We start from the raw sequence: 21,531 nt of genomic DNA on the forward strand, positions 1-21,531 counted from the left end.
TCAGGCTCCTTGCGTGAGGAAGTCGACCAGTGTGGCCGTAAAGCGCTCGGCCTGCTCCCAGTTGGAAAGATGGGCCGCATCCAGTTCTATGTAACGGGCGCCCGGAATGCTGTCAGCGACGGCCTTGCCATCCTTTGCGGGAGTAGCAAGGTCATGGGTGCCTGCAATGACGAGCGTCGGTGCCTTGATGTGTGCAACATCCGCACGCTGATCCATGTCCCGGACCGCGGCGCAATTCGCGGTGTAACCGTCTGCCGGTGTCTGCCGCAACATGTCGCGCACCTGGGCTACGTCCTCTGGTGCACGCTGCTGGTACGCAGGCGTGAACCAGCGGTCGATCACGGCCTGTACGATGGCGTCCATGCCTTCGCTATTCACTTTGGCGATACGCGTATTCCATACCTCGGCAGGACCAATCAGTGCAGAGGTATTGCACAGCACCAGCCGATCGATACGCTCGGCCGCATGCACGCCGAGCCACATACCGGTCATGCCACCCATCGATAGACCGCAGAAATGCGCACGCGCAATACCGAGTTCATCCATCAGGGCGACGACATCGCGTCCCAGTTGTTCGACGCTGTACGGCCCTTCCGGTACCGCCGACATGCCGTGCCCTCGGGTGTCATAACGCAGCACCCGGAAGCGACTGCGCAGCGCCGGCATCTGCGGGTCCCACATTTCCAGGTGGGTGCCGAGGGAATTCGACAGGATCAGCCAGGGCGCCCCCTCCTGTCCATCGACTTCGTAATGCAGTCGGGCGTCATTGATATCGATAAAAGGCATGCTTATTGTTCTCCTTTGCGTTGGCGGATGCGGCAGGATTGCAGCACACGGTCGACGAAATAACCTGCTTGTCCGAGGTAGTGAGCGGGATTGAGCAATTCATCAATCTTTGCCGGCGACAGCACGCTGGTGATGGACGAGTCATTCAACAAGACGTCACGCAGATCCTGTCCGGTGCTTGCCGCTTTCCGGCAAGCGGCTTCGACCGCGTGATGGGCGGCCAGCCTTCCCATGGCACTGCCAAGCGCCAGCGTGACTGCCTCGGCCATGATCAGGCCGTGGGTAAGGTCCAGGTTGACGCGCATGCGTTCCGCATCAACGCTCAACCCTTCAGCGATTGCACGCATCTGCTGCAATGCTGCTGCCGATAACTGCACGATCTCCGGCAAGGTATCCCATTCCGCTTGCCATCCGCCGAGTGCGCGTTCATGTTCCTGCACCATGCCGGACAGCATGGTCGATACCAGTGCCGGCACTCTGGTCGCACAGGCGAGTACTGCGGCGCATCCGACAGGATTGCGCTTGTGCGGCATGGTCGAGGAACCGCCACGCCCTTCGCTCGTGGGCTCGGACGCTTCGGCGACATCGGTTTGCATCAGCAGCGAGATATCGCGTGCCATTTTGCCCAGTGAGCCGGTCAGCATGCCGAGCACGCTTGCACACTCGGCCATGCGGTCGCGTTGCGTGTGCCATGGCGTGTCCGGCAGTTCCAGTTGCAGTTCTTCCGCCAGTGCCTCGGCGACTTGTATGCCCTGGTCCCCCAGGCTTGCCAACGTGCCGGCCGCACCGCCAAATTGCAACACCAGCAAGCGCGGTCGCAAGCTCGCTATTCGTTCTTCATGGCGTAACAAGGCATCGAGCCAGCCGGCAAGTTTGAGTCCGAAAGTGATGGGCAACGCATGTTGCATCCAGGTGCGGCCGACCATGACTGTGTCTCTGTGACGCGCCGCAAGACTGGCCAGCGCTGCGATAAGACCGTCGAGATCTGCATCAAGCAGCTCCAGTGCGCGACGCAATTGCAGTACCAGCCCGGTGTCGATTGCGTCCTGACTGGTGGCCCCCCAGTGCACGAACTTCGCGGCGTCCTTGTCGGAGGCGGCAACGGCTGCAGTCAGTTGCCTGACCAGGGGTATCGCCAGATTGCCCGATGTCGCGGCGTCCTGCGCCAGCTTGCCGAGGTCGATCACCGATGCATCGCAACCCCGGGCGATCGATGCCACGGCGCTGTCAGGTATCACGCCGACCTGCGCCTCCGCACGTGCCAGTGCGGCCTCGAAATCCAGCATGCCCTGCACACACGAAGCGGCGCTGAATACCTGCCGCATGGCAGCAGTCGAAAACATGGTCCCGGTCAGGCTGGCAAGTGGCGATTCAGTCATGGTTGGCAGGAAAATTATGGTGGCGATGAGAGGAGAATACGCTTATACCCGCTCGATCACCATCGCAATACCTTGACCCACGCCGATGCACATGGTGCAAAGCGCAAAACGTCCGTTAGTGCGATGCAGCTGGTACATCGCCGTGGTGACCAGGCGCGCACCGCTCATCCCGAGCGGATGGCCGAGCGCGATTGCTCCGCCATTGGGATTGACGCGCGGGTCGTTATCCGCGACACCGAGTTCACGCAATACTGCGAGGCCTTGCGATGCGAAGGCTTCGTTCAGCTCGATCACATCCATCTGATCGATTGTCATGCCAAGCTGCTTCAACAGCTTCTGCGATGCCGGCGCCGGGCCGATGCCCATGATGCGTGGCGGAACGCCCGCGGTGGCCATGCCGACGATACGGGCACGCGGTGTCAGGTCAAAGCGCTTCGCGGTGTCTTCATTTGCCAGCAGCAGCGCACAAGCGCCGTCGTTGACGCCAGACGCATTACCAGCGGTGACGCTGCCGTCAGGACGCACCACGCCTTTCAGTTTGGCGAGCGCTTCAACGCTGGTGGCACGCGGATGCTCGTCATGTTCGACGATGAGGGCATCGCCCTTCTTTTGCGGAATGGTGACCGGCGTGATTTCCTGGGCGAGGATGCCGTTCTTTTGCGCAGCGGCTGCCTTGTTCTGGCTGGCGACGGCAAACAGGTCCTGGTCTTCGCGACTGATCTTGTAATCGACTGCGACGTTCTCCGCCGTCTCGGGCATCGAATCGACGCCATACATTTCCTTCATCAGCTTGTTGACGAAACGCCAGCCGATGGTCGTGTCGTAGATCGCCGCATTGCGCGAGAACGCGCTGTCGCCCTTGCCCATGACAAACGGCGCACGCGTCATCGACTCGACGCCGCCGGCAATCATCAGGCTGGTCTCGCCGGCCTTGATTGCGCGGGCGGCAGTCCCGAGCGCATCCATGCCGGAACCGCACAGGCGGTTGATGGTGGCGCCCGGCACGTCGTGCGGCAATCCTGCCAGCAGCAGCGACATGCGCGCCACGTTGCGGTTGTCTTCGCCGGCCTGGTTGGCGCAGCCGTATAACACGTCCTGCACCTGGGTCCAGTCGACGCCCTTGTTGCGCTCCATCAGCGCGCGCAGCGGCACGGCGCCGAGATCGTCGGCGCGCACATCCTTGAGCGCGCCGGCATAGCGGCCAATCGGGGTACGAATCGCGTCACAGATAAATGCGTCAGTCATGATGTGTCCTTGGCAAAAAGTTCAGAGCGGGGCCAGCGTCAGCGGTACGCCGGTGATGCGTTGCAGTTCTTCGAACGGCAGTTCGTCGATGATCTCGCGCACCAGCAGTCCCTGTGGCGTCACATCGATGACTGCCAGGTCGGTGAAGATGCGGTTGACACAGCCGATGCCGGTCAGCGGATAAGTGCATGCTGCGACAATCTTGCTTTCGCCGGTCTTGGTCTGGTGTTCCATCATCACAAACACTTGCTTTGCGCCGACGGCAAGGTCCATCGCGCCGCCGACGGCGGGAATCGCATCCGGCGCGCCGGTATGCCAGTTGGCCAGGTCTCCCTTTGCGGAGACCTGAAACGCGCCGAGCACACAGATATCAAGGTGGCCGCCGCGCATCATCGCGAAGGAGTCGGCATGATGAAAATAGGCGCCACCGGTGAGCAAGGTAACCGGCTGCTTGCCGGCATTGATGAGGTCTTCGTCTTCCTCGCCGGGCGCCGGTGCGGGACCCATCCCCAGCAAGCCGTTTTCGCTGTGCAGGAAAATTTCCCGTTCCTTTGGCAAGTGGTTCGCCACCATGGTGGGCAGGCCAATGCCGAGATTGACGTAGGCGCCTTCCGGTATATCTTTCGCCACGCGTGCGGCAATCTGGTCGCGGCTGAATCGTTTCATGCTGGATTTCCTTCCTGGACCACACGTTGCACAAAGATCCCGGGTGTGACGATCGCTTCCGGGTCAAGTTCACCGAGGTCGACGACCTCCACCACCTGCGCGATGGCGCATTTGGCCGCCATCGCCATGATCGGGCCGAAATTGCGTGCGGTCTTGCGATAGACAAGGTTACCCCAGCGGTCGCCGCGCAAGGCCTTGATCAGCGCAAAATCTGCATGGATGGGGGTTTCGAACACATAGTTGCGACCGTCGATGACCCGCGTCTCCTTGCCTTCGGCCAGCAAGGTGCCATAGCCGGTGGGAGAAAAGAAGCCGCCGATACCAGCTCCGGCCGCACGAATGCGCTCTGCAAGATTGCCTTGCGGCGTCAATTCAAGCTCGATTTCGCCGGACCGGTAAAGCGCATCGAACACCTGGGAGTCCACCTGGCGCGGGAAAGAGCAGATGATCTTGCGCACCCGTTTCGCCTTGAGCAGCGCGGCAAGTCCGGTTTCGCCATTGCCTGCATTGTTGTTTACGATGGTGAGTTCGCGTGCGCCCTGCTCCAGCAGCGCGTCGATCAGTGCCGAAGGCATGCCGGCATTGCCAAAACCGCCGATCATGACGGTGGCGCCGTCGTGGATATCGCTCACTGCTGCCTGCAGCGAGTCACAGATTTTATTGATCACGTTGGTTCCTGTTAATGGTAGGAAGCTTGCGTTGACTTTGTGCGATAAACGAACTAATGTCTGTTTATAGAACAATGATTGCAGTGTAGCTATCACGGTTCGCAAGCGTCAAGGCGGGTTATACAAATGTGTTCGGTGGCCGAACGGAATACGCACTACGTAGAACGGCAGAGCAATAGAACGACTGAATATGACCACGTGACCATGCGCTGTCGTGAATGAACCTGGGAAAACAAGATGAAAAGCAACACCCCGCGGGCCGTTGAGGACGTCAGAGAACCTGGCGGCAAAAAGGTATTGACCATCGCCGAGGAAATCGACGCGCTGACCGATCCCAGTTTTATGACTTCGCTGGCGCGCGGACTTGCGGTAATACGCGCCTTCAGCGACCAGCGGCGCAGCCTCACTATCGCGCAGATCAGTCACCGTACCGGGATCCCGCGAGCGGCCGTCAGGCGCTGCCTGCATACGCTGAGGCAACTCGGTTATGTCGATTCGGAAGCAAACAATTTTTCGCTCAAGCCCAAGATCCTGACGCTGGGCTATTCCTATCTGTCGTCGACGCCATTGACCGTTTCGGCCCAGCCCTGCCTGAATGCCATCAGTCGTACCCTCAATGAATCGTGTTCGCTTGCCATGCTGGATGAGGGCGAAGTGCTCTACGTATCGCGCTCAGCGACAGCGCGCATCATGTCGGTCGCACTCAATACCGGCAGTCGCCTGCCGGCCTATTGCACATCGCTTGGCCGGGTTCTGCTCGCGCATTTATCCGAAGACGCCTTGTCCGCTTACTTTGCCCGCGTAGAACTCAAGGCCTATACCGACAAAACTGTGGTATCGGAAGCGCGGATTCGCGAGATCCTTGCGCAGGTAAGGAACAGCGGATATGCACTGGTTGAAGAGGAACTGGAAATCGGCCTTCGCTCGATCGCGGTGCCGGTGCATGGCGCTTCGGGAAATGTGATTGCCGCGCTGAACATCGGTGCGCAAGCGACCCGCGTCAGCGCAAAGAAGATGCGGGAAGAATTTCTTCCGGCGCTATTGCGGGGTGCGCAGGAATTGTCGATCTTGCTGCCCTGAACATGGAATTTGCTGCGGACCGGCATTGTGTACATTGTGTATGTTGACGAGCCTCATACACGATCCAAAATTTCTGACATCCTTTGCAGCAGCGAAACAGTGCGCGCTATGCACCTTGCCTTTATTGCGGTTGCTGCGATCGGACGAAACGCAAAGCGCATAGCGCCAGTGTACCGGCAACAGCCAGCACGACCAAAGCAATCGTGAATCCAATCAAAAATTCCAGATCCGCGACCTCTTCCGCATTGCTGGACCCGTAGACTCCGTCCAGCCATTGCCACCACGGCGCAGGCAGCGATAGTCCCGTGTCAGGATTGCTCAGCCAGAGACGCGTCAAAAAAAGTGCCCCCGTCGCCCAGCTCACAAGCGCAAACAACGCTTTCGCCACGCCCTTCATCTGACCTCCACCTTTCCGTAGGCCATATGCTTCGTGCCTGGGATGGTAACCGGCCTAACGCTTTTCAAAAGACTTCTGACATGGTTAAAGTGGGCGCGGTTTTCAATCACGATGCATCCCTTGCTCAAACCACTGGGCCCCTTGGGATGGAGACGGAAATTTCCTCGCTCAACCTCATTGCAATAGGTACGATCGTCGATGACACTGTCCATCGCGTACAGGGCGAACCAGTCAGTTCGGCCCTTGATTCTGTCCCATAGTGGACCAAGCAATCCTCCTGACTCGCGGTCGACGATGTAGTAGGTACCAAATGGAATCGGCCCGACGTTTTGTAGGCATGCCGCACTGCGGTTATTGCTTTCTCGTCCAAGCCCGGAAAATGCTGGATAAGATACGGTAAGAATCTGGAACTTACTCATCGGCTGGTTGTTGAGCTCAAATTTGCAAGTAAACATGGTCCCTCCCTTAATACGACGTGTGAATCAATAGCAGCTTGGCAGTCTACAAAGGAAATTTGAAGTTGTCTATTAAGCAATTTTTTGATCGTTTCGTCAAACCGGATTTTGGCTGCTGAGTCTGCGCACCCTCACCATGTCGCCACATGCACAACACCATTTTGGATGAGAGAACGTCATTGAGGCGGTGAACATGGTGGCGCAAGCAATGGCTCAGGGGGGAAGAAGGCAGATAAGAAATTTCTCAGTCGCTATTGTGGTCAAAGGCCCTGTCGGTCTTGCGGCCCTGAATACGGATTTTGTTGCAGAATAACGTATCTCAATTTGCGCGCCGATTCCGCGATGCAACACTTGCTGCGAACTTTGTGCAATCCGTTGGAGCAGATCCGTTTTGAATAGCACTTCCATTGGCAATTTTGATTTCCTTACCGGCGACGGCAAGATGCGCGCATTGATGCGCGAGCATGACTGGAGCCATTCACCGCTCGGTCCACCGCAGCACTGGTCGCCTGCATTGCGCACCGTGACGGGCTTGATCCTCGATTCCAAGTTTCCAATGTTTCTTGCCTGGGGGCCCGAACTTGGTATTCTCTATAACGATCCGTATAGCGAAGTGCTCGGTGCCAAACATCCGGATGCGCTGGGCCGCCGCTTCGATGTTGTCTGGACCGAGATCTGGCCCGTCATCAGTCCATTGATCCAGCGTGCCCTGGCTGGCGAGGCGACCTTCAATGAAAACCTGCCGCTGCTGATGCTGCGCAAGGGACATGAGGAGCAGACCTGGTTCACGTTTTCCTACTCGCCCGCACGCGACCAAAACGGCAACATCGCCGGCATGTTCTGCGCCTGCACCGAAACTACCGCACAGATCCTGGCGGAACGCCGGCAAGCCTTTGAACTGAAGATGGCCGACCTGTTGCGCGACCTGGACGATCCTTACGAAATTACCGAAGTCGCCGCAGCAGCGTTGGGACGACATCTGCAAGTATCGCGCGTTGGTTACGGAGAGATCGATCCAAGCGGCCAGTTCGTCTCTGTCGCACGCGACTGGACCGCGCCCGGAGTTCCCAGCCTGGCTGGAGAAACCCGTCCGCTAAATAGCTTTGGTCCCGACATCATTGATCATCTGCGTGCTGGGCGTGTGCTGAGGCTGGATAATATTGCAGACGATCCACGATCTGCCCCCTATGCAACCGGCTACGCCAGCATTGGCACCCGGTCCCTGCTGATCGTCCCGTTGATCAAGGTAGGTCGCTTGACCGCACTTCTTTATCTGCATGAGCCAGGCACGCGTCGGTGGACCAATGAAGATCAGACTCTGACAGAGCACGTCGCCGAACGCACCTGGGCCGCTGTCGAACGCGCACGTGCGGAAGAGAAGCGGCGCGCCGCAGAAGAGACGCTGAGTTCGCAACTGGCAGCGGAAGGCAATCGCCTGCGTGCCTTGTTTCAGCAGGCGCCGGGCTTCATGGCAGTGCTGCGCGGTCCCGAACACGTATTTGAACTTGCCAATGCGGCTTACATGCGCCTGATCGGCGCACGGGACATCATCGGCAAGCCGGTACGACTTGCGCTGCCCGAGATCGAAGGACAGCCCTTCTTCGCCAGGCTCGATCATGCGTTTTCTACCGGTGAGCCCTTCTTTGCGCAACAGGAGCGCGTGGTCTTGCAGAGAACGCCCGGCGGTCCGGCGACCGAACGATTTGTCGATTTCATCTTTCAGCCGGTGATCGATACGGATGGAACGACCTCAGGGATCTTTGTCGAAGGCTACGATGTCACCGACCGCAAGCTTGCCGACGAAGCCTTGCGTGCCGCCGATCGCCGCAAGGATGAATTCCTCGCGATGCTGGCACATGAGTTGCGTAATCCGCTGGCGCCGATCAGCAATGCCGCGCAGATTCTGAAAATGCTTAGCGCCGACCAGCCGATGGTGCGCAAGGCCAGTGACATCATCGCTCGCCAGGCCGAACACATGACGAGTCTGGTCGATGATTTGCTGGATGTGTCTCGCGTGACCGGTGGACTGGTCACGCTGGAAAAGGCGGTACTGGATTTGCATGATGTTGCAGCAGGCGCCATCGAGCAGGTGCGAACGCTGATTGACGCACGGCGGCACAGGCTGAAACTGGACATCCCGGACCACGCGCTGCTGGTAGTGGGTGACCGTACGCGACTGGTCCAGGTGCTGGCCAACTTGCTGAACAATGCGGCGAAGTACACGCCGGAAGGCGGCGACATTCAACTCCGCATGTACGAAGAAGCGGGCAGGATCGTCGTCAGCGTACGAGACAATGGTGCCGGTATCGACGCCACACTACTGCCGCATATCTTCGAGCTTTTTACCCAGGGCGAACGTTCCCCGGACCGCGCCCAGGGAGGTCTCGGTCTGGGGCTCGCACTGGTGCGCAGCCTCGTCACGCTGCACGACGGCACAATCCAGGCAAACAGTGCGGGTCAGGGACACGGCAGCACATTTACATTCCGCCTGCCTCGGCATGACGGAGCCGGCGCCAGTGAGCAGACACGGACAAAAGGCGTGATTCCCGCGGCTCCACGCACTGGCCTGAAGGTCATCGTGGTGGATGACAATATTGATGCCGCGGATACGCTTGCCATGCTGCTCAATGCCGCAGGCCACCAGGTCTACGTTGCGTATTCAGGCGCCGAGGCCGTGCAATGTGCGAGGAAACAGAAACCCCAGGTATTCCTCCTCGATATCGGCTTGCCGGATATCGATGGTTACGCGCTGGCGAAACGCTTGCGCGAAGAGGAAGGCTGTAGCGAAGCAGTGCTGATTGCATTGACCGGCTATGGCCAGGCTCAGGATCATGCGCGCACGAAGGCAGCGGGCTTCGACCATCATCTGGTCAAACCAGCCGGCGCACTCGAAGTCACGGCCTTGCTGGAGCAATTGACTACCGATACCAAGGGGGATAAAGGATTCAGCAGAGGTACGGCACGGATATAGAGCGGTAGAGTGGGATAGAGCGGAATAGAATTGGAGTGCTTGTTCGCGGATGCCTGCGTCGATAACAGCAGGCCCGGATGCGGCGAGAACGCCCGGGGCGCCTCGCCTGAAGGATCAGCTGTTGACGGCGTCCTTGAATGCTTTGCCTGCGGAGAATTTCACAGTCTTTGCGGAAGCGATCTTGATTTCTTCGCCGGTACGCGGATTACGGCCAGTGCGTTCTGCACGTGTGCCGCTGCCGAAGCTACCGAAACCGACCAGCTGGACGGTCTTGCCTTCTGCAACAGCTTTGACAATATTGTTGATCACCGAGTCCAGTGCGCGTTGCGCAGCGGTTTTCGAGAGATCGCACTCTGCTGCAATTGCATCTACCAGTTCAGTTTTGTTCATCGCATTCCTTTCAGAAAAGGAGCAGATTCTAACAAAAGAAATGGCGTCTGGCTGCGGGTTTGCGCGGAAAATTACTTTCTGGAACAAATAATTTCGCAATTGTGTTGGCTTTACCCTCCAATCAAGCCAATCCTGTGAGATTTGGCCGTTTTTGCCCTTACCAACAACCCCGAATCTGACGGTCCGTTTCCTGCTGACAGAGACATGCCGACAAGGCTGCTTTTACGCCGCTTATGGTTTGATACCAGGATGCATCATGGTGGCAGAACCGTTTGCGTACCGGGCGATCTGTAGAAAATGTGGTGTACGACTTTGACGTATGGAGATGGTCTCGGTCTCGGTCTTGCTATCGCAAGATGCACCATCGATGCGCATCGCGGCATAATCCATGCCTCAAATTTGGGCAGTGGTGGTGACCAGTTGATATATCTCTGCCTTCGGGAGGGAGACATTGAACAAGACGCGGCAAACACGATCACACGTACTGCCCGTTGCAGGGATTGCCCGAAACAGTCGCCATTCACAATATGAGCAGGTCAACGATGTTGCGCATCTCTCTCGTTTCCAATGAACTACCACCTTACCGCGTACCGTTCTTTCAGGCGCTGGATCGCACGCCGGGCGTCACGCTGCAGGTATTGTTTTGTACGCGACGCGAACCGAACCGCTTGTGGGAAATTCCTTCGCTTGACTTCGGTCATGAATTTCTGCGTGAACGGATCATCACGATTCGCGGACGTTATATCCATAACAATCCCGGCGTCGTGCGCGCGCTGCACCGCTTTGCGCCACATGTCGTGGTCACCGGCGGCTTCAATCCCACACACTTGTATGCCTTTGCCTATTGCTTGGCAAAACATATTCCCCATGTCGCGATGACGGATGGTACAGATGTGTCGGAACAGGGCTTGGGCAAGTGGCACAAGGCAGTGCGTCGCCTCGTGTATGCACGCAGTGCGGCTTTTGTATCAGCAAGCTCTGGCGGTCGCCGCTTGCATCGCAGCTATGGCATTGCTGATGAAGCTTGCTTCCGCTCCTGCCTGTGCATTGATAATGCGGTATTCGCGAATTCTGGAAACGCACAGGAACGGGATGTCGATTTTCTGTTTTGCGGCCGGATCGAGCCGGTCAAAAATCCCATGTTTGCATTTGAGGTCGCCTTGCACACGGCGCGCAAGCTGGGGCGGAAAGTCAGCATCCTGTTCGTGGGCGCCGGCGAGCAGGACGATGCACTGAGGGCGTATGCCGCGCAACATGCGGCCCAGGTCGATGCGCGGTTCCAGGGCTTTGTTGCGCATGAAGCGCTGCCCTCGCTGTATCATTCGGCGAAGATCTTTCTGTTTCCAACTCTGTGGGACCCTTGGGGCGTGGTGGCCAATGAAGCCTGTGCCGCCGGGTTACCGGTGCTGGTCTCGCCACATGCCGGCGTGGCCAATGAGCTGATCGTACATGGCCGTAATGGATTGGTGGAAGATCTCGACTCCGGCGCCTGGAGTACGGCAGCCGCAATGCTGCTGTCGGATCAATCAGCCTGGGACAGGTTTTCGCGTGCAAGTGTCAGTATGGCGAGCGACTACACTTATGCAAGCGCGGCGAGCGGGCTGGTGGCCGCCTGTCGCTATGCGACATCGGGCACCAGCCATCCATCACCCTCGATGAATCACCGTGTCACTTAAAGTTGAGTTGGGTCGCTTGGAGCAGATTTCCTATTGACGATACGCACGGTCGTTTTCGATACGTACCCGCCCACCCACGTACAGATCGGCCACATTGTCCTGCACCACGGTGCGGTAACTGCCATTATCCATCCTCACCCCAACCTGGTAGGCATCGCGCACCTGTCCGTTGCGCTGTTCCATCTGGTTACCCACGACCGCGCCGCCGACAACGCCAGCGACAGTCGCAGCTTTCCGGCCACTGCCGCTGCCCACCTGATTGCCTAACAGACCGCCAACCACACCGCCTACTACCGTACCGAGACCGATACCGTTGTTTGCGGCCGGCGCACCTTGTCCTTGTACAACCTGGATCGAATCCACGGTTCCATAGCTATAGGCATAGGAAGGCGATGTGGCCGGGTAAGGCCTGGAAGGATAGGTTCCGGCCGGATAGCCACCCGCACTCGATGGGTAAGGCTGGGTAGCAACCGGACCATAACCGGGGCTTGCGCAGGCGGTCAACATTCCGGCTACGAGCAGGGAGGCAAGAGCTTTGGTAGCGAAGGCTTTCATGATGTGTTCTCGATAGAATTGATAGGCCAATTAAACGACAAAGCGCGATGCGACTCCAGTGTCGGCTCGTAATGGTTGCAACAAGTTGTATCCGGTGCGGCAGGTGGTATCTGGACTGGGTTCACCTCTGCACCCTTGTGCTGGCGCATGGCAATGCCCGCCGACCGCGCCATAATTGAACGAGGCTAATACCTTTCCAATTTGGCGTATTGACGCATGGAATCAGCAAACCTCGCTCCTCCCGCCAGTGTTCTTTCGAGGCTGCGCCCGATGGTAGTGGGCGCAGTGGAACACTGGGTCAGCGACCGCGCATCGAGCAAGGGTGCGGCGCTTGCCTTTTATACCCTGTTCTCGCTGGCGCCGGTGCTGGTGATGGTTCTTGCCATTGCCGGGGCGATTTTTGGCGAGGAGGCAGCGCGTGGCGCCATTTTCCATGAGCTGAACGGTCTCGTCGGGAAAGCCGGTGCAGAGGCGATTCAGCTCTTGCTTGCCAGTGTACGCAATCCGGCCAGCGGTCTGATTGCTTCGATGTCGGCATTTGTTTTGCTGCTGGTCGGCGCAACCACCGTGTTCGGCGAGCTGAAAGACAGTCTCGATGAAATCTGGCATACCCCTCCTTCACGCCAGTCGGGGATCGTGGCCTTCATTCGTACCCGGATACTGTCGTTCAGCCTGATCCTAGTCCTGGCTTTTCTGCTGCTGGTATCGCTCTCGATCAATGCCGCGCTGGCGGTGTTGGAGAAATATGTCGGTGGTTATTGGGCCGACGCATCGGCCATTCTGCTGCCGATATCGTCCGTTGTTTCATTCGGTGTGATCACCAGCCTGTTCGCTGCCATCTTCCGGCTACTGCCTCAGGTAAGGCTGCCTTGGCGTGATGTGCTGATTGGTTCGCTGGTGACCGCCGCGCTCTTCATCATCGGCAAAAATCTCATAGGCGCTTATCTTGGCAGCAGCAAAGTCGCAAGTGGCTACGGCGCCGCCAGTTCAACGATCGCCCTGCTGTTATGGGTCTATTACTCTGCGCAGATTTTTTTCCTCGGTGCAGAGATCACGCATCAGTACGCGCTCTGGTTTGGCAGCCGGCAAAAAGAGCGGACACGACCGCAGCCACAAGCGCAGTCCGACTCGCACCCGCAGCCGTCTTGATGTCGTTTCTTCCCGGCCGGCTTATTTCGTTTCGAACGTCGTCACGCCATCCCAATCCGGACCCGGCGGATGCTGTCAATAGTACGCAACCCGTTCGAGGCAGAGCTGGTAGAGGCCGCTCTGTGGATCGCCCGCCAGCAAGCTTTGCAATGATTGTTCCGCGCTATCCCATTGCTGGCTGCGCACCATCGCAAGGGTGGTGTGCCATTGGTCCAGTTCTGCCCGCGTTGCTTCGTCGATCTCGGACTCAGCGCAATCGGCTCGAAGATCGCTGCTCAAGCCTGAGGGCAATGTCGGTGTAACTGGGATCGCTCATTGTTTTCCACTGACGATACGTTTCCGTTTCTAGTGCCTTGGTGCCCTGGTACCTGCTCAGAATTCGAACACGTCTCCGCATTTCAGCGCGCGAAACGGGCGCCCGCCCCCGCCCGTTTCCAGTTCCTGCATGATCAGATCTTCCTGGCCCGGCTTGAGATGGTAAATCAGGAACTCGATCGCGTCGTTCATCGCATGAATGTCTTCGATGAGCGAGGCAGGACAGAAATGCATCGACTTTTCGGCCAGCCAGCGTTCGGCATTGGCAAATGAACAGTCGACAATCACCTTGGACAATTTCACTTCATTGCCGATCGCGGTCCAGAGTTCCGGCGTCGATGCCATATCTCCGGTAAACAGGAAACCGGAGCGGCCATTCTGCACGAGATAGGCCGCCGACCCGACGGTATGGTTAACCGCGTGGGACGTCAGGCGCCGGCCACCGAGTTCCACCGTGTCGCCATGCCCGACCACCTTCCATTGCAAGGCCGGATGCGCGGCATCGGGAATCGCGGCGAAATCGGGCCAGAGGATCCAGTTGAACAGGTGTCGCTTCAGCGCGTTGATGATGATTTCGGTGGCGTGGACGACAATCGGTGCGTTGCGCCTGCCCTGTACGGCATCGACCAGCAATGCCAGACCTGCCACATGATCGAGATGGCTATGCGTGATGAAGACGTTATCGATGCGCGCCAGTTGGTCGACGTCCAGGCCGGTGAGTCCCGTGCCTGCGTCCAGGAGGAGATTGTCATCGACGAGCAGGCTGGTGGTGAACCGTTCACGGCCCCCTATGCCGCCTGCACATCCAAGTACTTGAAGCTTCATCGCGCAATGCCCGGCCGGTCCGGGCGGAATGGTAAGTACGGTGTAGTGACTGTCCGGGCGGTTTCATCCGGACCCTTGACTACCGCCGAAAGCATCCTCATGTACCGCCCTCCCTTTGCTTTTTTGAATGATTGTAGACTGAATCGACTAAATTGCGGCTTTTTAGTCGTTACAAAGAGAGTGTGGAAAATTATGCTTGCTGCAGTGATACATTTACGCAACGCGATCAATTATGATTGAAAGCATCTTGTTAACGAATGTCTGCATCGATTCAGCACGCCTGAAAACGCAGACCACGGATCTCACCAATTGAGCAGCAATACGATGACAAAACGCCAACACCGGATTTTGCGAGGCAGCGCGGGTTTCGCGCCCAAGGAGACCTGCCAGGTAAGCTCATCTGTTGATTGTATTGAAACACACCGTATGAACGGGACCACATGAGCGCGGTTCTAGGCACCTCCAAGACTGTCGGCGCGGACGACACCAATGTCCGCCTTATTTTTTTCAAGAAGCTGCAGGCCGTCACCAACAAGATCCACGCGACCAGCAATCTCGACGAGCTCATGCTCGACCTGTCGCAGGACCTGTGCGACCTGTTTGATTGCGATCGGCTGACCTTGTACGCGATGAGCGAGGATAAGACCTGCATCGTCTCACGGGTCAAGACCGGCCTGAATTCCTTCAAAGATTTTCAGTTGCCTCTGTCGCCGCAAAGCATTGCCGGCTATGCGTCACTGTCGCGCCGGGTGATCAACCTGCGCGATGTTTATGACGAGAGCGAGCTGAAGTCGCATTCGCCGGAGCTGCACTTCCAGCGGGGCGTGGATCAGCACACGGGCTATCGCACCAAGCAGATGCTGGTCGCGCCGCTGATCGATGCGCAGAGCAATGCTCTGCTGGGCGCCATTCAGCTGATCAATAACCGCACCGGCGAAGCCTTTTCGGCGGTCGCCGAAGAAGGCATCAGGGAACTGTGCAAGACGCTGGCGATCGCCTATGCGCAGCGCCTCAAGCCGGCGCCGCTGATCCGTTCCAAATACAGTGCCCTGGTCTCGGAAGCGGTGCTGTCCGCCGCCGAACTCGAACTGGCCACGCGCGCCGCACGGCGCAAGAACGATGACATTGAAGAAATCCTGATCAAGGAATTCCAGGTCAAGCCGCAGCTGATCGGTCATTCACTGAGCAAGTTTTTCAGCGTGCCTTATGAGCCGCACAAGCCGGACCGCGTCAAGCCGGTCGACCTGCTGCGCAACCTGAAACGTGAATTCGTCGAGCAAAGCCAGTGGGTACCGATCGGGGAAGCAAGCGACGGCGTCGTGATCCTCGCCATCGATCCCGAGCATGTGCGCAATGCGCGTGTGATCAACAACGTATTCCCCAAGGCAAGGCTGACCTACCGCGTCACCACCATGCGCGAATTCCGGCAGACGATCGATGTTTTCTTCGGCATCGAAGGCGACCTCACCTCTGTCGGCGAGTTGTTGTCCGGCATGGAAGGTGAGGACGATGATGGCGTCGAACTTTCCGAGGCCGACTTGTCCGCCGCGGCGGAAAACGAACTGGTCAAGCTGGTCAACAAGGTGATTGTCGACGCCTATCGCCAGGGTGCCTCCGATATTCATATCGAACCACGCCCAGGCAAGGAAAAAACCGTCATCCGTTTCCGCAAGGATGGCTCACTGGAACCTTATATCGAGATTCCGGCCAGCTACCGCAATGCGATTTCCGCGCGGATCAAAATTATGTGCGACCTCGATATTTCCGAGCGCCGCAAGCCGCAGGACGGCAAGATCAAGTTCAAGAAATTCGGTCCGCTCGATATCGAACTGCGGGTAGCCACCATTCCATCCGCCGGCGGCGTCGAAGACATTGTGATGCGCATCCTGGCGGCAGGCGATCCGATTCCCCTCGACAAGCTGGGTGTACTGCCGCATAACCTTGCGCGCTTGCGTGCCGCCGTCAGCAAGCCTTACGGCCTGTTCTTCGTGTGCGGCCCGACCGGTTCAGGCAAGACGACAACCTTGCATTCGGTGCTGCATCACCTGAACACGCCGGAAACCAAGATCTGGACGGCGGAAGACCCGGTCGAAATCACGCAGAAAGGTTTGCGCCAGGTGCAGGTCAACCGCAAGAGCGGACTGGACTTCGCGACGGCGATGCGGGCTTTCCTGCGGGCCGATCCCGATGTCATCATGGTCGGCGAAATGCGCGACAAGGAAACCGTGTCGATGGGCATCGAGGCGTCACTGACCGGCCACCTGGTATTTGCGACCCTGCATACGAATAGCGCGCCCGAATCGATCGTCCGCCTGCTGGACATGGGCATGGATCCGTTCAACTTTGCCGACGCACTGCTCGGCGTACTGGCGCAGCGCCTCGCCAAGCGCCTGTGCGCCAATTGCAAGCAGGCTTATGAACCCAGCGCCGAAGAACTGCAATTGCTGCTGGCGGAATACTGCGAAGAGCTGCGCAATACCGAGGCTTTCAAGAATCCCGAGGAAGGCCAGCAACGCGTCATCAAGGAGTGGACCGGGAGATATGCGCACGACAACGGCAAGTTCAGGCTGTATAAGGCTGTTGGCTGCGATGAGTGCAGCGGTGGTTATCAAGGACGTGTCGGCCTGCATGAACTGATGATCGGGACAGACAAGCTGAAACGCCTGATCCAGGAACACAGCCGTGTTGCAGTGATGCTGGCCGCTGCGCTAGAAGATGGCATGCTGACCTTGAAGATGGATGGTATTGAGAAAATCCTGTCAGGGATTACCGATATCAAGCAAGTGCGGGCGGTGTGTATCAAGTAAGCAGGCGCAGGATTCTTCGACACGTTCGACGGGACAGGTCCTGCGTCATCAGGTATTAGGCCCTCTGCACCTGCGAAATCTGGCGGCAAATCGAACCTGTGTGAACCGGCCAAGCACCAAGGATAGGGATTTCTTAATAGAAGCTATCGCTTACTGGTTTAACAAAACGCAAAATAGTTGCGCTTCCTGAAATATAAATCTACGTGTCTCCGTAGCGCTCTCGCGGGAGGAAGTTGGAAATGTCATGGAACCGTGGAGAAATTAAAAAGTCCTACGTCGACCATAGGTGCACGACATTCGCTTGAGAAGATTCAAACAGCCACAAGGCTACAGTGGCATAGTGGCTGCATGACTGCCGTCCTGCCTGCGCAGTTGGACTCTTCATGACTTCTCCGACGGAAGGCTTGAGATGGAGCGGATCAGCATCCTAAAAAATCATACGGGCGGTTATACCTGGCGGGATATTTTTACAGGCGGCATCTCTTACTTCGCCACGTTTTGCCTGCTAGCTGCCTTCTATTACTTAAGCTGTCAGATTTCGGCCAGACTGGGTATGTTGCCCGGTACGGTCAGCCCTTTGTGGCCACCCGCCGCCCTCGGTGTGTGGGCGGTACTCAAGCGCGGCCCCTGGATTGCACCGGCCATTCTGCTGGGTGCGCTTCTGAGCGTTGTAAGTGCCGGCCTCCCCCTGCAGTCCGCGCTGCTGATTGGACTTGGCAGCGCCCTGGAAGCTTGCGCAATGGCATGGCTGCTGAAGCGGCTATACAACACCGAACCGGGTTTCATACAGCGTGGATCTATCTTCCGTTTTGTCGGCATTGCAGTCGCCTGCTCACTCATTGGCGCTCTCTTTGGCGTCACCGCCGTAGCGCTGGCTTATCCGCACACCCCAGAAATGCTGACAGTCAACTGGCTGACATGGTGGCTCGGCGATGCCACCGGCATGATCGTCGGCGTTCCGCTCCTGATGGCGTGGAATCCGTTTTCCGGTATGCGATACAAGGCAGCAAGAGTCGTCGAGGGAGTGGTGTTTTGTATCTTGTTGCTGGTCGTCAGCCAGGCAACCTTGGGCAGTGCGCTTGGCAACTTGCCGGTTGCCTTTGTACCAATTCCTTTTATGTTATGGGCGGCGTTTCGATTTAATTTTTCGGCAGTCAGCTGGGCAACCGCCGCAATCTGCAGCATTGCCGTATGGAACACCGGACGCGGCCTGGGACCTTTTACACTCGGTCCTGCAGTTAATGTTTCAAGCAATGTGTCATTGACCTTACTGATGGTCTACGTCGGCATCATGGGCACCACCGGGCTTGCCCTGGCAAGCCTCGTCTACCGCAATCAATTCACTCAACGCGAACTGCGCGCGGAGCGTGACAAGCTCGAGCAGCGAGTGGCCGAACGCACAGAAGAACTGGTCAGCGACATCGAAGCGCGCAAGCAAGTCGAAAATACGCTCGCGATGCGCGAACGACAGCTCGCCGATGCGCAGCAGCTGGCAAAGCTTGGGAGCTGGAACTGGAATCCGCAAACGCGGGAAGTGACATGGTCGGACGAGCTTTATCGCATTATGGGAGTCGACAAGGGGTCATTCCCGACCACTCCGGAAAACTGTCGACGCCCAGTGCACCCGGACGATTTCCCTGCGGTTCAGGCGGCCATCCACACTTGCCGCGCCACCCGCAAACCGTTTTATCTTGAACATCGCATTCTTTTGCCAAACGGCGATGTCCGTTACGTCGCAGCACATGGACGATGCATCATCGACGCGGAGGGACACGTACGCGAGATGGCTGGCACCGTGCAAGACATCACCGATGCCAAGGCAGCGGAAAACCTGCTGCGTGAAGCGAACGAGCGCTATCGCACGGTGGTGGAATTATCTCCCGATGCGATTCTTGCACAGCAGAATGGCAGGTTCATTCTTGCCAATCGGGCCGCCATGACCCTCATCGGTGCCACGCGGATGGAAGACATCATTGGACACTCGGTGTTTTCCTTCCTCGATCCGCGCTTTCACGAACTTGTCCGCACGCGCATGAAGCATGTAAAAGAAGGGCAAGCACTGCCTCCAGCCGAAGTGACCTTGTTGCGCCTTGACGGAACGGCAATCGACGTGGAGATGAGTTCGTCAACCTTCATGCATTCCGGTAAGTTTGCATCGATGTTCTTTGTTCGCGATATCACTGACCGCAAGCGGACCCAGGAACAGATGGCTTATCTGGCCCACTACGATTCGCTGACAGGCTTGCCCAACCGCGTGCTGTTTTACCAGCGGCTGGAACATGCGCTAACGATTGCGGAACGGCCCGGCCGTTCGCTGGAAGTGCTATTCCTGGATCTCGACCGCTTCAAGCTGATCAATGACACCCTCGGCCATGCGATCGGCGACCTGGTGCTGAAGGAAACAGCCAGGCGCCTGCAAGACATCCTGCGCGAGTCGGATACCGTCGGGCGGCTCGGCGGCGATGAGTTTGTCGTGCTGGTGGAAAATGTCGATGAACCGCATCGAGGCGGCGTGATTGCCGAAAAGATACTGTCCGCATTCAGGCCGCCGTTTGAAGTCGGACAGGAGCCGCTGCGTATCAGTACCAGTATCGGCATCAGCAGTTTCCCAAGCGACGGCGTCGACGCCGATACGCTGATCAAACATGCCGACAAGGCGATGTACTGCGCCAAGGCGCTAGGACGCAACAGTTATCGCTATTATTCACCTGCGATGAATCGGGATGCGCAGGAGCGGTTCGCGCTGGAGTCCGCGCTCAGCACAGCGATCGAAATGGACCAGCTGTCCCTTTACTATCAGCCGAAGATCGACGTACTGACCAATCGCATCAGTGGCATGGAAGCCTTGCTGCGCTGGCAGCATCCGACATTTGGCGCTGTGCCGCCGCATCGCTTCATCCGCTTGGCCGAAGAAACGGGGCTCATCCATTCGATTGGTTATTGGGTACTTCGCACTGCCTGTGCGCAGAACAAACAGTGGCAGCTTGCCAGCAGTGCACGGCTGAAAGTGGCGGTCAATCTCTCTTCACGCCAATTGGCGGATGACCGTCTGATCGAAAAGCTGTCCGACATCCTGCGCGAGACCGGACTGGAAGCGCGTTATCTGGAACTCGAGATTACGGAAAGCGCGATCATGAGCAATCCGGAAAAAGCGATCGACGTCCTGAACGACTTGCAACGACTCGAAGTCAGCGTCGCCATCGACGATTTCGGCGCCGGCTATTCTTCGCTCTCCTACCTCAAACAGTTTCCGATACGTGCCGTCAAGATTGACCAGTCATTTGTGCAAGGCTTGCCTTACAGCCGCAGTGACTCGGCCATTACCAAAGCCATCATCAGCCTGGCGCACAGCCTGGAATGTAGCGTGATCGCCGAAGGGGCGGAGACGCAGCAACAGTTCGATTTTCTGCGCGAGAATGCCTGTGACAGCGTGCAGGGATATTACTTCAGCGAACCGATGCCAGCCGAAAACTTTGGCGACCTGTTGCGTGCCCAGTCAAACCTGCATCTGCATTGATCGGCAGGACGCGCGTTTTCATCAAGAGTCTCCTTTGCGAAAAACCAGAAGCCGGTTATTTGCCGGCATCGCATGGTCGTCCTCAAGCTCAAGGTGCATGCCCTGCGCGGAGGCGAGCGCCACAATCTTTTCGATATCCCGTATCCCGCGATGCGGCACCTGCGCACGCAACATCGCATCGAATTGGGCATTGCTTTCGCTGGTGAAGCGCCCGTTATAGTTGAACGGGCCGTATAGGCAAAACAGGCCACCTTCCGGCAGCAAGCGCCCGACACCGGCAAACATGGCCTCTACTTCATCCCACGACATGATGTGACAGGTGTTCGCGGTGTAGACCGCATCGAAACCCTGCCGCGGCCACCCCTGCCCCGACGCGTCGAGCAGCAGCGGCGGCAGCACGTTCGGCAACCCCGCTTCATGGAGCCACGCGAGGATGCCCTCGTGGTTTTCAGGCAGATCGCTGGTTTGCCATACCAGGTGTGGCAAGGCGGCGCCGAAATACACTGCATGCTGCCCGGTACCGCTGCCAATCTCAAGGACATGCCGACAATCCCGCAAGGCCTCTTGCAGCACGACAAGGATAGGATCGCGATTGCGTTCGCAAGCGACGGAAAAGGGTTTGTTCATCACAGGCAGGACGGGTGGTCGAA

18 protein-coding genes are annotated in these 21,531 nt (G+C 57.8%); 6 read left to right on the top strand and 12 right to left on the bottom strand.

The genetic code is table 11. From position 1 onward, the window contains the following. Genes pcaD through ASE07_RS21930 form a run of 5 tightly spaced genes read right to left on the bottom strand, consistent with a single transcriptional unit; the run spans nt 1 to nt 4,744 of the window. Nucleotides 1-786, bottom strand: a complete 786-nt coding sequence (gene pcaD / locus ASE07_RS21910) for a 3-oxoadipate enol-lactonase (protein ID WP_057292949.1) — start codon at nt 784-786, stop codon at nt 1-3. A gap of 2 nt (nt 787-788) precedes the next feature. Continuing rightward, nucleotides 789-2,165: a 3-carboxy-cis,cis-muconate cycloisomerase gene (locus ASE07_RS21915; protein WP_057292950.1), complete on the bottom strand. Its 1,377-nt coding sequence runs from the start codon at nt 2,163-2,165 to the stop codon at nt 789-791. 42 nt (nt 2,166-2,207) lie between these two features. After that, entirely contained in the window at nt 2,208-3,410 is a 1,203-nt protein-coding gene (pcaF, locus tag ASE07_RS21920; RefSeq protein WP_057292951.1) for a 3-oxoadipyl-CoA thiolase, read from the bottom strand. A gap of 21 nt (nt 3,411-3,431) precedes the next feature. After that, entirely contained in the window at nt 3,432-4,076 is a 645-nt protein-coding gene (locus ASE07_RS21925) for a CoA transferase subunit B (protein WP_057292952.1), read from the bottom strand. Next, nucleotides 4,073-4,744 (bottom strand): 3-oxoacid CoA-transferase subunit A, encoded by a 672-nt coding sequence (locus ASE07_RS21930; protein ID WP_057292953.1) that lies wholly within the window; start codon nt 4,742-4,744, stop codon nt 4,073-4,075. Before ASE07_RS21930 ends, ASE07_RS21925 begins: the two co-directional genes overlap by 4 nt. Before the next feature lie 237 nt (nt 4,745-4,981). Here ASE07_RS21930 and ASE07_RS21935 point away from each other — a divergent pair, with 237 nt between their 5' ends. Then, entirely contained in the window at nt 4,982-5,824 is an 843-nt protein-coding gene (locus ASE07_RS21935; protein ID WP_082584377.1) for an IclR family transcriptional regulator domain-containing protein, read from the top strand. Between the two features lie 121 nt (nt 5,825-5,945). Here the strand turns inward: ASE07_RS21935 and ASE07_RS21940 are convergent, their stop codons facing one another. Next, the gene (locus ASE07_RS21940; protein WP_057292954.1) at nt 5,946-6,221 is read right to left on the bottom strand and encodes a hypothetical protein; all 276 of its coding nucleotides are present in this window, start codon (nt 6,219-6,221) and stop codon (nt 5,946-5,948) included. Next, the gene (locus ASE07_RS21945; RefSeq protein WP_057292955.1) at nt 6,218-6,676 is read right to left on the bottom strand and encodes a DUF2778 domain-containing protein; all 459 of its coding nucleotides are present in this window, start codon (nt 6,674-6,676) and stop codon (nt 6,218-6,220) included. The genes ASE07_RS21940 and ASE07_RS21945 overlap by 4 nt, the downstream gene beginning before the upstream one ends. Nucleotides 6,677-7,067: 391 nt before the next feature. Here ASE07_RS21945 and ASE07_RS21950 point away from each other — a divergent pair, with 391 nt between their 5' ends. Next, nucleotides 7,068-9,647, top strand: coding sequence for a hybrid sensor histidine kinase/response regulator (locus ASE07_RS21950; protein ID WP_057292956.1), 2,580 nt, complete (start codon nt 7,068-7,070; stop codon nt 9,645-9,647). A 114-nt stretch (nt 9,648-9,761) separates the two neighbouring features. On the opposite strand, the gene ASE07_RS21955 is transcribed toward ASE07_RS21950, so the two are convergent. Then, a complete protein-coding gene (locus tag ASE07_RS21955; RefSeq protein WP_268793459.1) occupies nt 9,762-10,064 on the bottom strand; it encodes an HU family DNA-binding protein in 303 nt (100 codons plus the stop codon). A 515-nt stretch (nt 10,065-10,579) separates the two neighbouring features. On the opposite strand from ASE07_RS21955, the gene ASE07_RS21960 reads away from it, so the two are divergent. After that, nucleotides 10,580-11,713, top strand: coding sequence for a glycosyltransferase family 4 protein (locus ASE07_RS21960; RefSeq protein WP_057292958.1), 1,134 nt, complete (start codon nt 10,580-10,582; stop codon nt 11,711-11,713). A gap of 30 nt (nt 11,714-11,743) precedes the next feature. Here the strand turns inward: ASE07_RS21960 and ASE07_RS21965 are convergent, their stop codons facing one another. Next, nucleotides 11,744-12,268 (bottom strand): glycine zipper 2TM domain-containing protein, encoded by a 525-nt coding sequence (locus ASE07_RS21965; protein ID WP_082584386.1) that lies wholly within the window; start codon nt 12,266-12,268, stop codon nt 11,744-11,746. A gap of 216 nt (nt 12,269-12,484) precedes the next feature. Here ASE07_RS21965 and ASE07_RS21970 point away from each other — a divergent pair, with 216 nt between their 5' ends. Further along, nucleotides 12,485-13,417 carry a YihY/virulence factor BrkB family protein gene (locus ASE07_RS21970; RefSeq protein ID WP_057292960.1) on the top strand — a complete coding sequence of 311 codons (933 nt, stop codon included), beginning with the start codon at nt 12,485-12,487 and terminating at the stop codon, nt 13,415-13,417. Nucleotides 13,418-13,492: 75 nt separating this feature from the next. Here the strand turns inward: ASE07_RS21970 and ASE07_RS21975 are convergent, their stop codons facing one another. Next, nucleotides 13,493-13,696, bottom strand: a complete 204-nt coding sequence (locus ASE07_RS21975) for a hypothetical protein (protein WP_057292961.1) — start codon at nt 13,694-13,696, stop codon at nt 13,493-13,495. Nucleotides 13,697-13,789: 93 nt separating this feature from the next. Beyond that, nucleotides 13,790-14,557 (bottom strand): 3',5'-cyclic-nucleotide phosphodiesterase, encoded by a 768-nt coding sequence (locus ASE07_RS21980; RefSeq protein WP_057292962.1) that lies wholly within the window; start codon nt 14,555-14,557, stop codon nt 13,790-13,792. A 440-nt stretch (nt 14,558-14,997) separates the two neighbouring features. Here ASE07_RS21980 and ASE07_RS21985 point away from each other — a divergent pair, with 440 nt between their 5' ends. Further along, nucleotides 14,998-17,364, top strand: coding sequence for a GspE/PulE family protein (locus tag ASE07_RS21985; RefSeq protein WP_057292963.1), 2,367 nt, complete (start codon nt 14,998-15,000; stop codon nt 17,362-17,364). 409 nt (nt 17,365-17,773) lie between these two features. Further along, entirely contained in the window at nt 17,774-20,881 is a 3,108-nt protein-coding gene (locus tag ASE07_RS21990; RefSeq protein ID WP_057292964.1) for a bifunctional diguanylate cyclase/phosphodiesterase, read from the top strand. A gap of 21 nt (nt 20,882-20,902) precedes the next feature. Here the strand turns inward: ASE07_RS21990 and ASE07_RS21995 are convergent, their stop codons facing one another. Continuing rightward, nucleotides 20,903-21,508 (bottom strand): DUF938 domain-containing protein, encoded by a 606-nt coding sequence (locus ASE07_RS21995; protein ID WP_057292965.1) that lies wholly within the window; start codon nt 21,506-21,508, stop codon nt 20,903-20,905. Nucleotides 21,509-21,531 lie beyond the last annotated feature (23 nt).

It is taken from the genome of Noviherbaspirillum sp. Root189 (assembly GCF_001428545.1).
Lineage (GTDB): Bacteria > Pseudomonadota > Gammaproteobacteria > Burkholderiales > Burkholderiaceae_D > Noviherbaspirillum.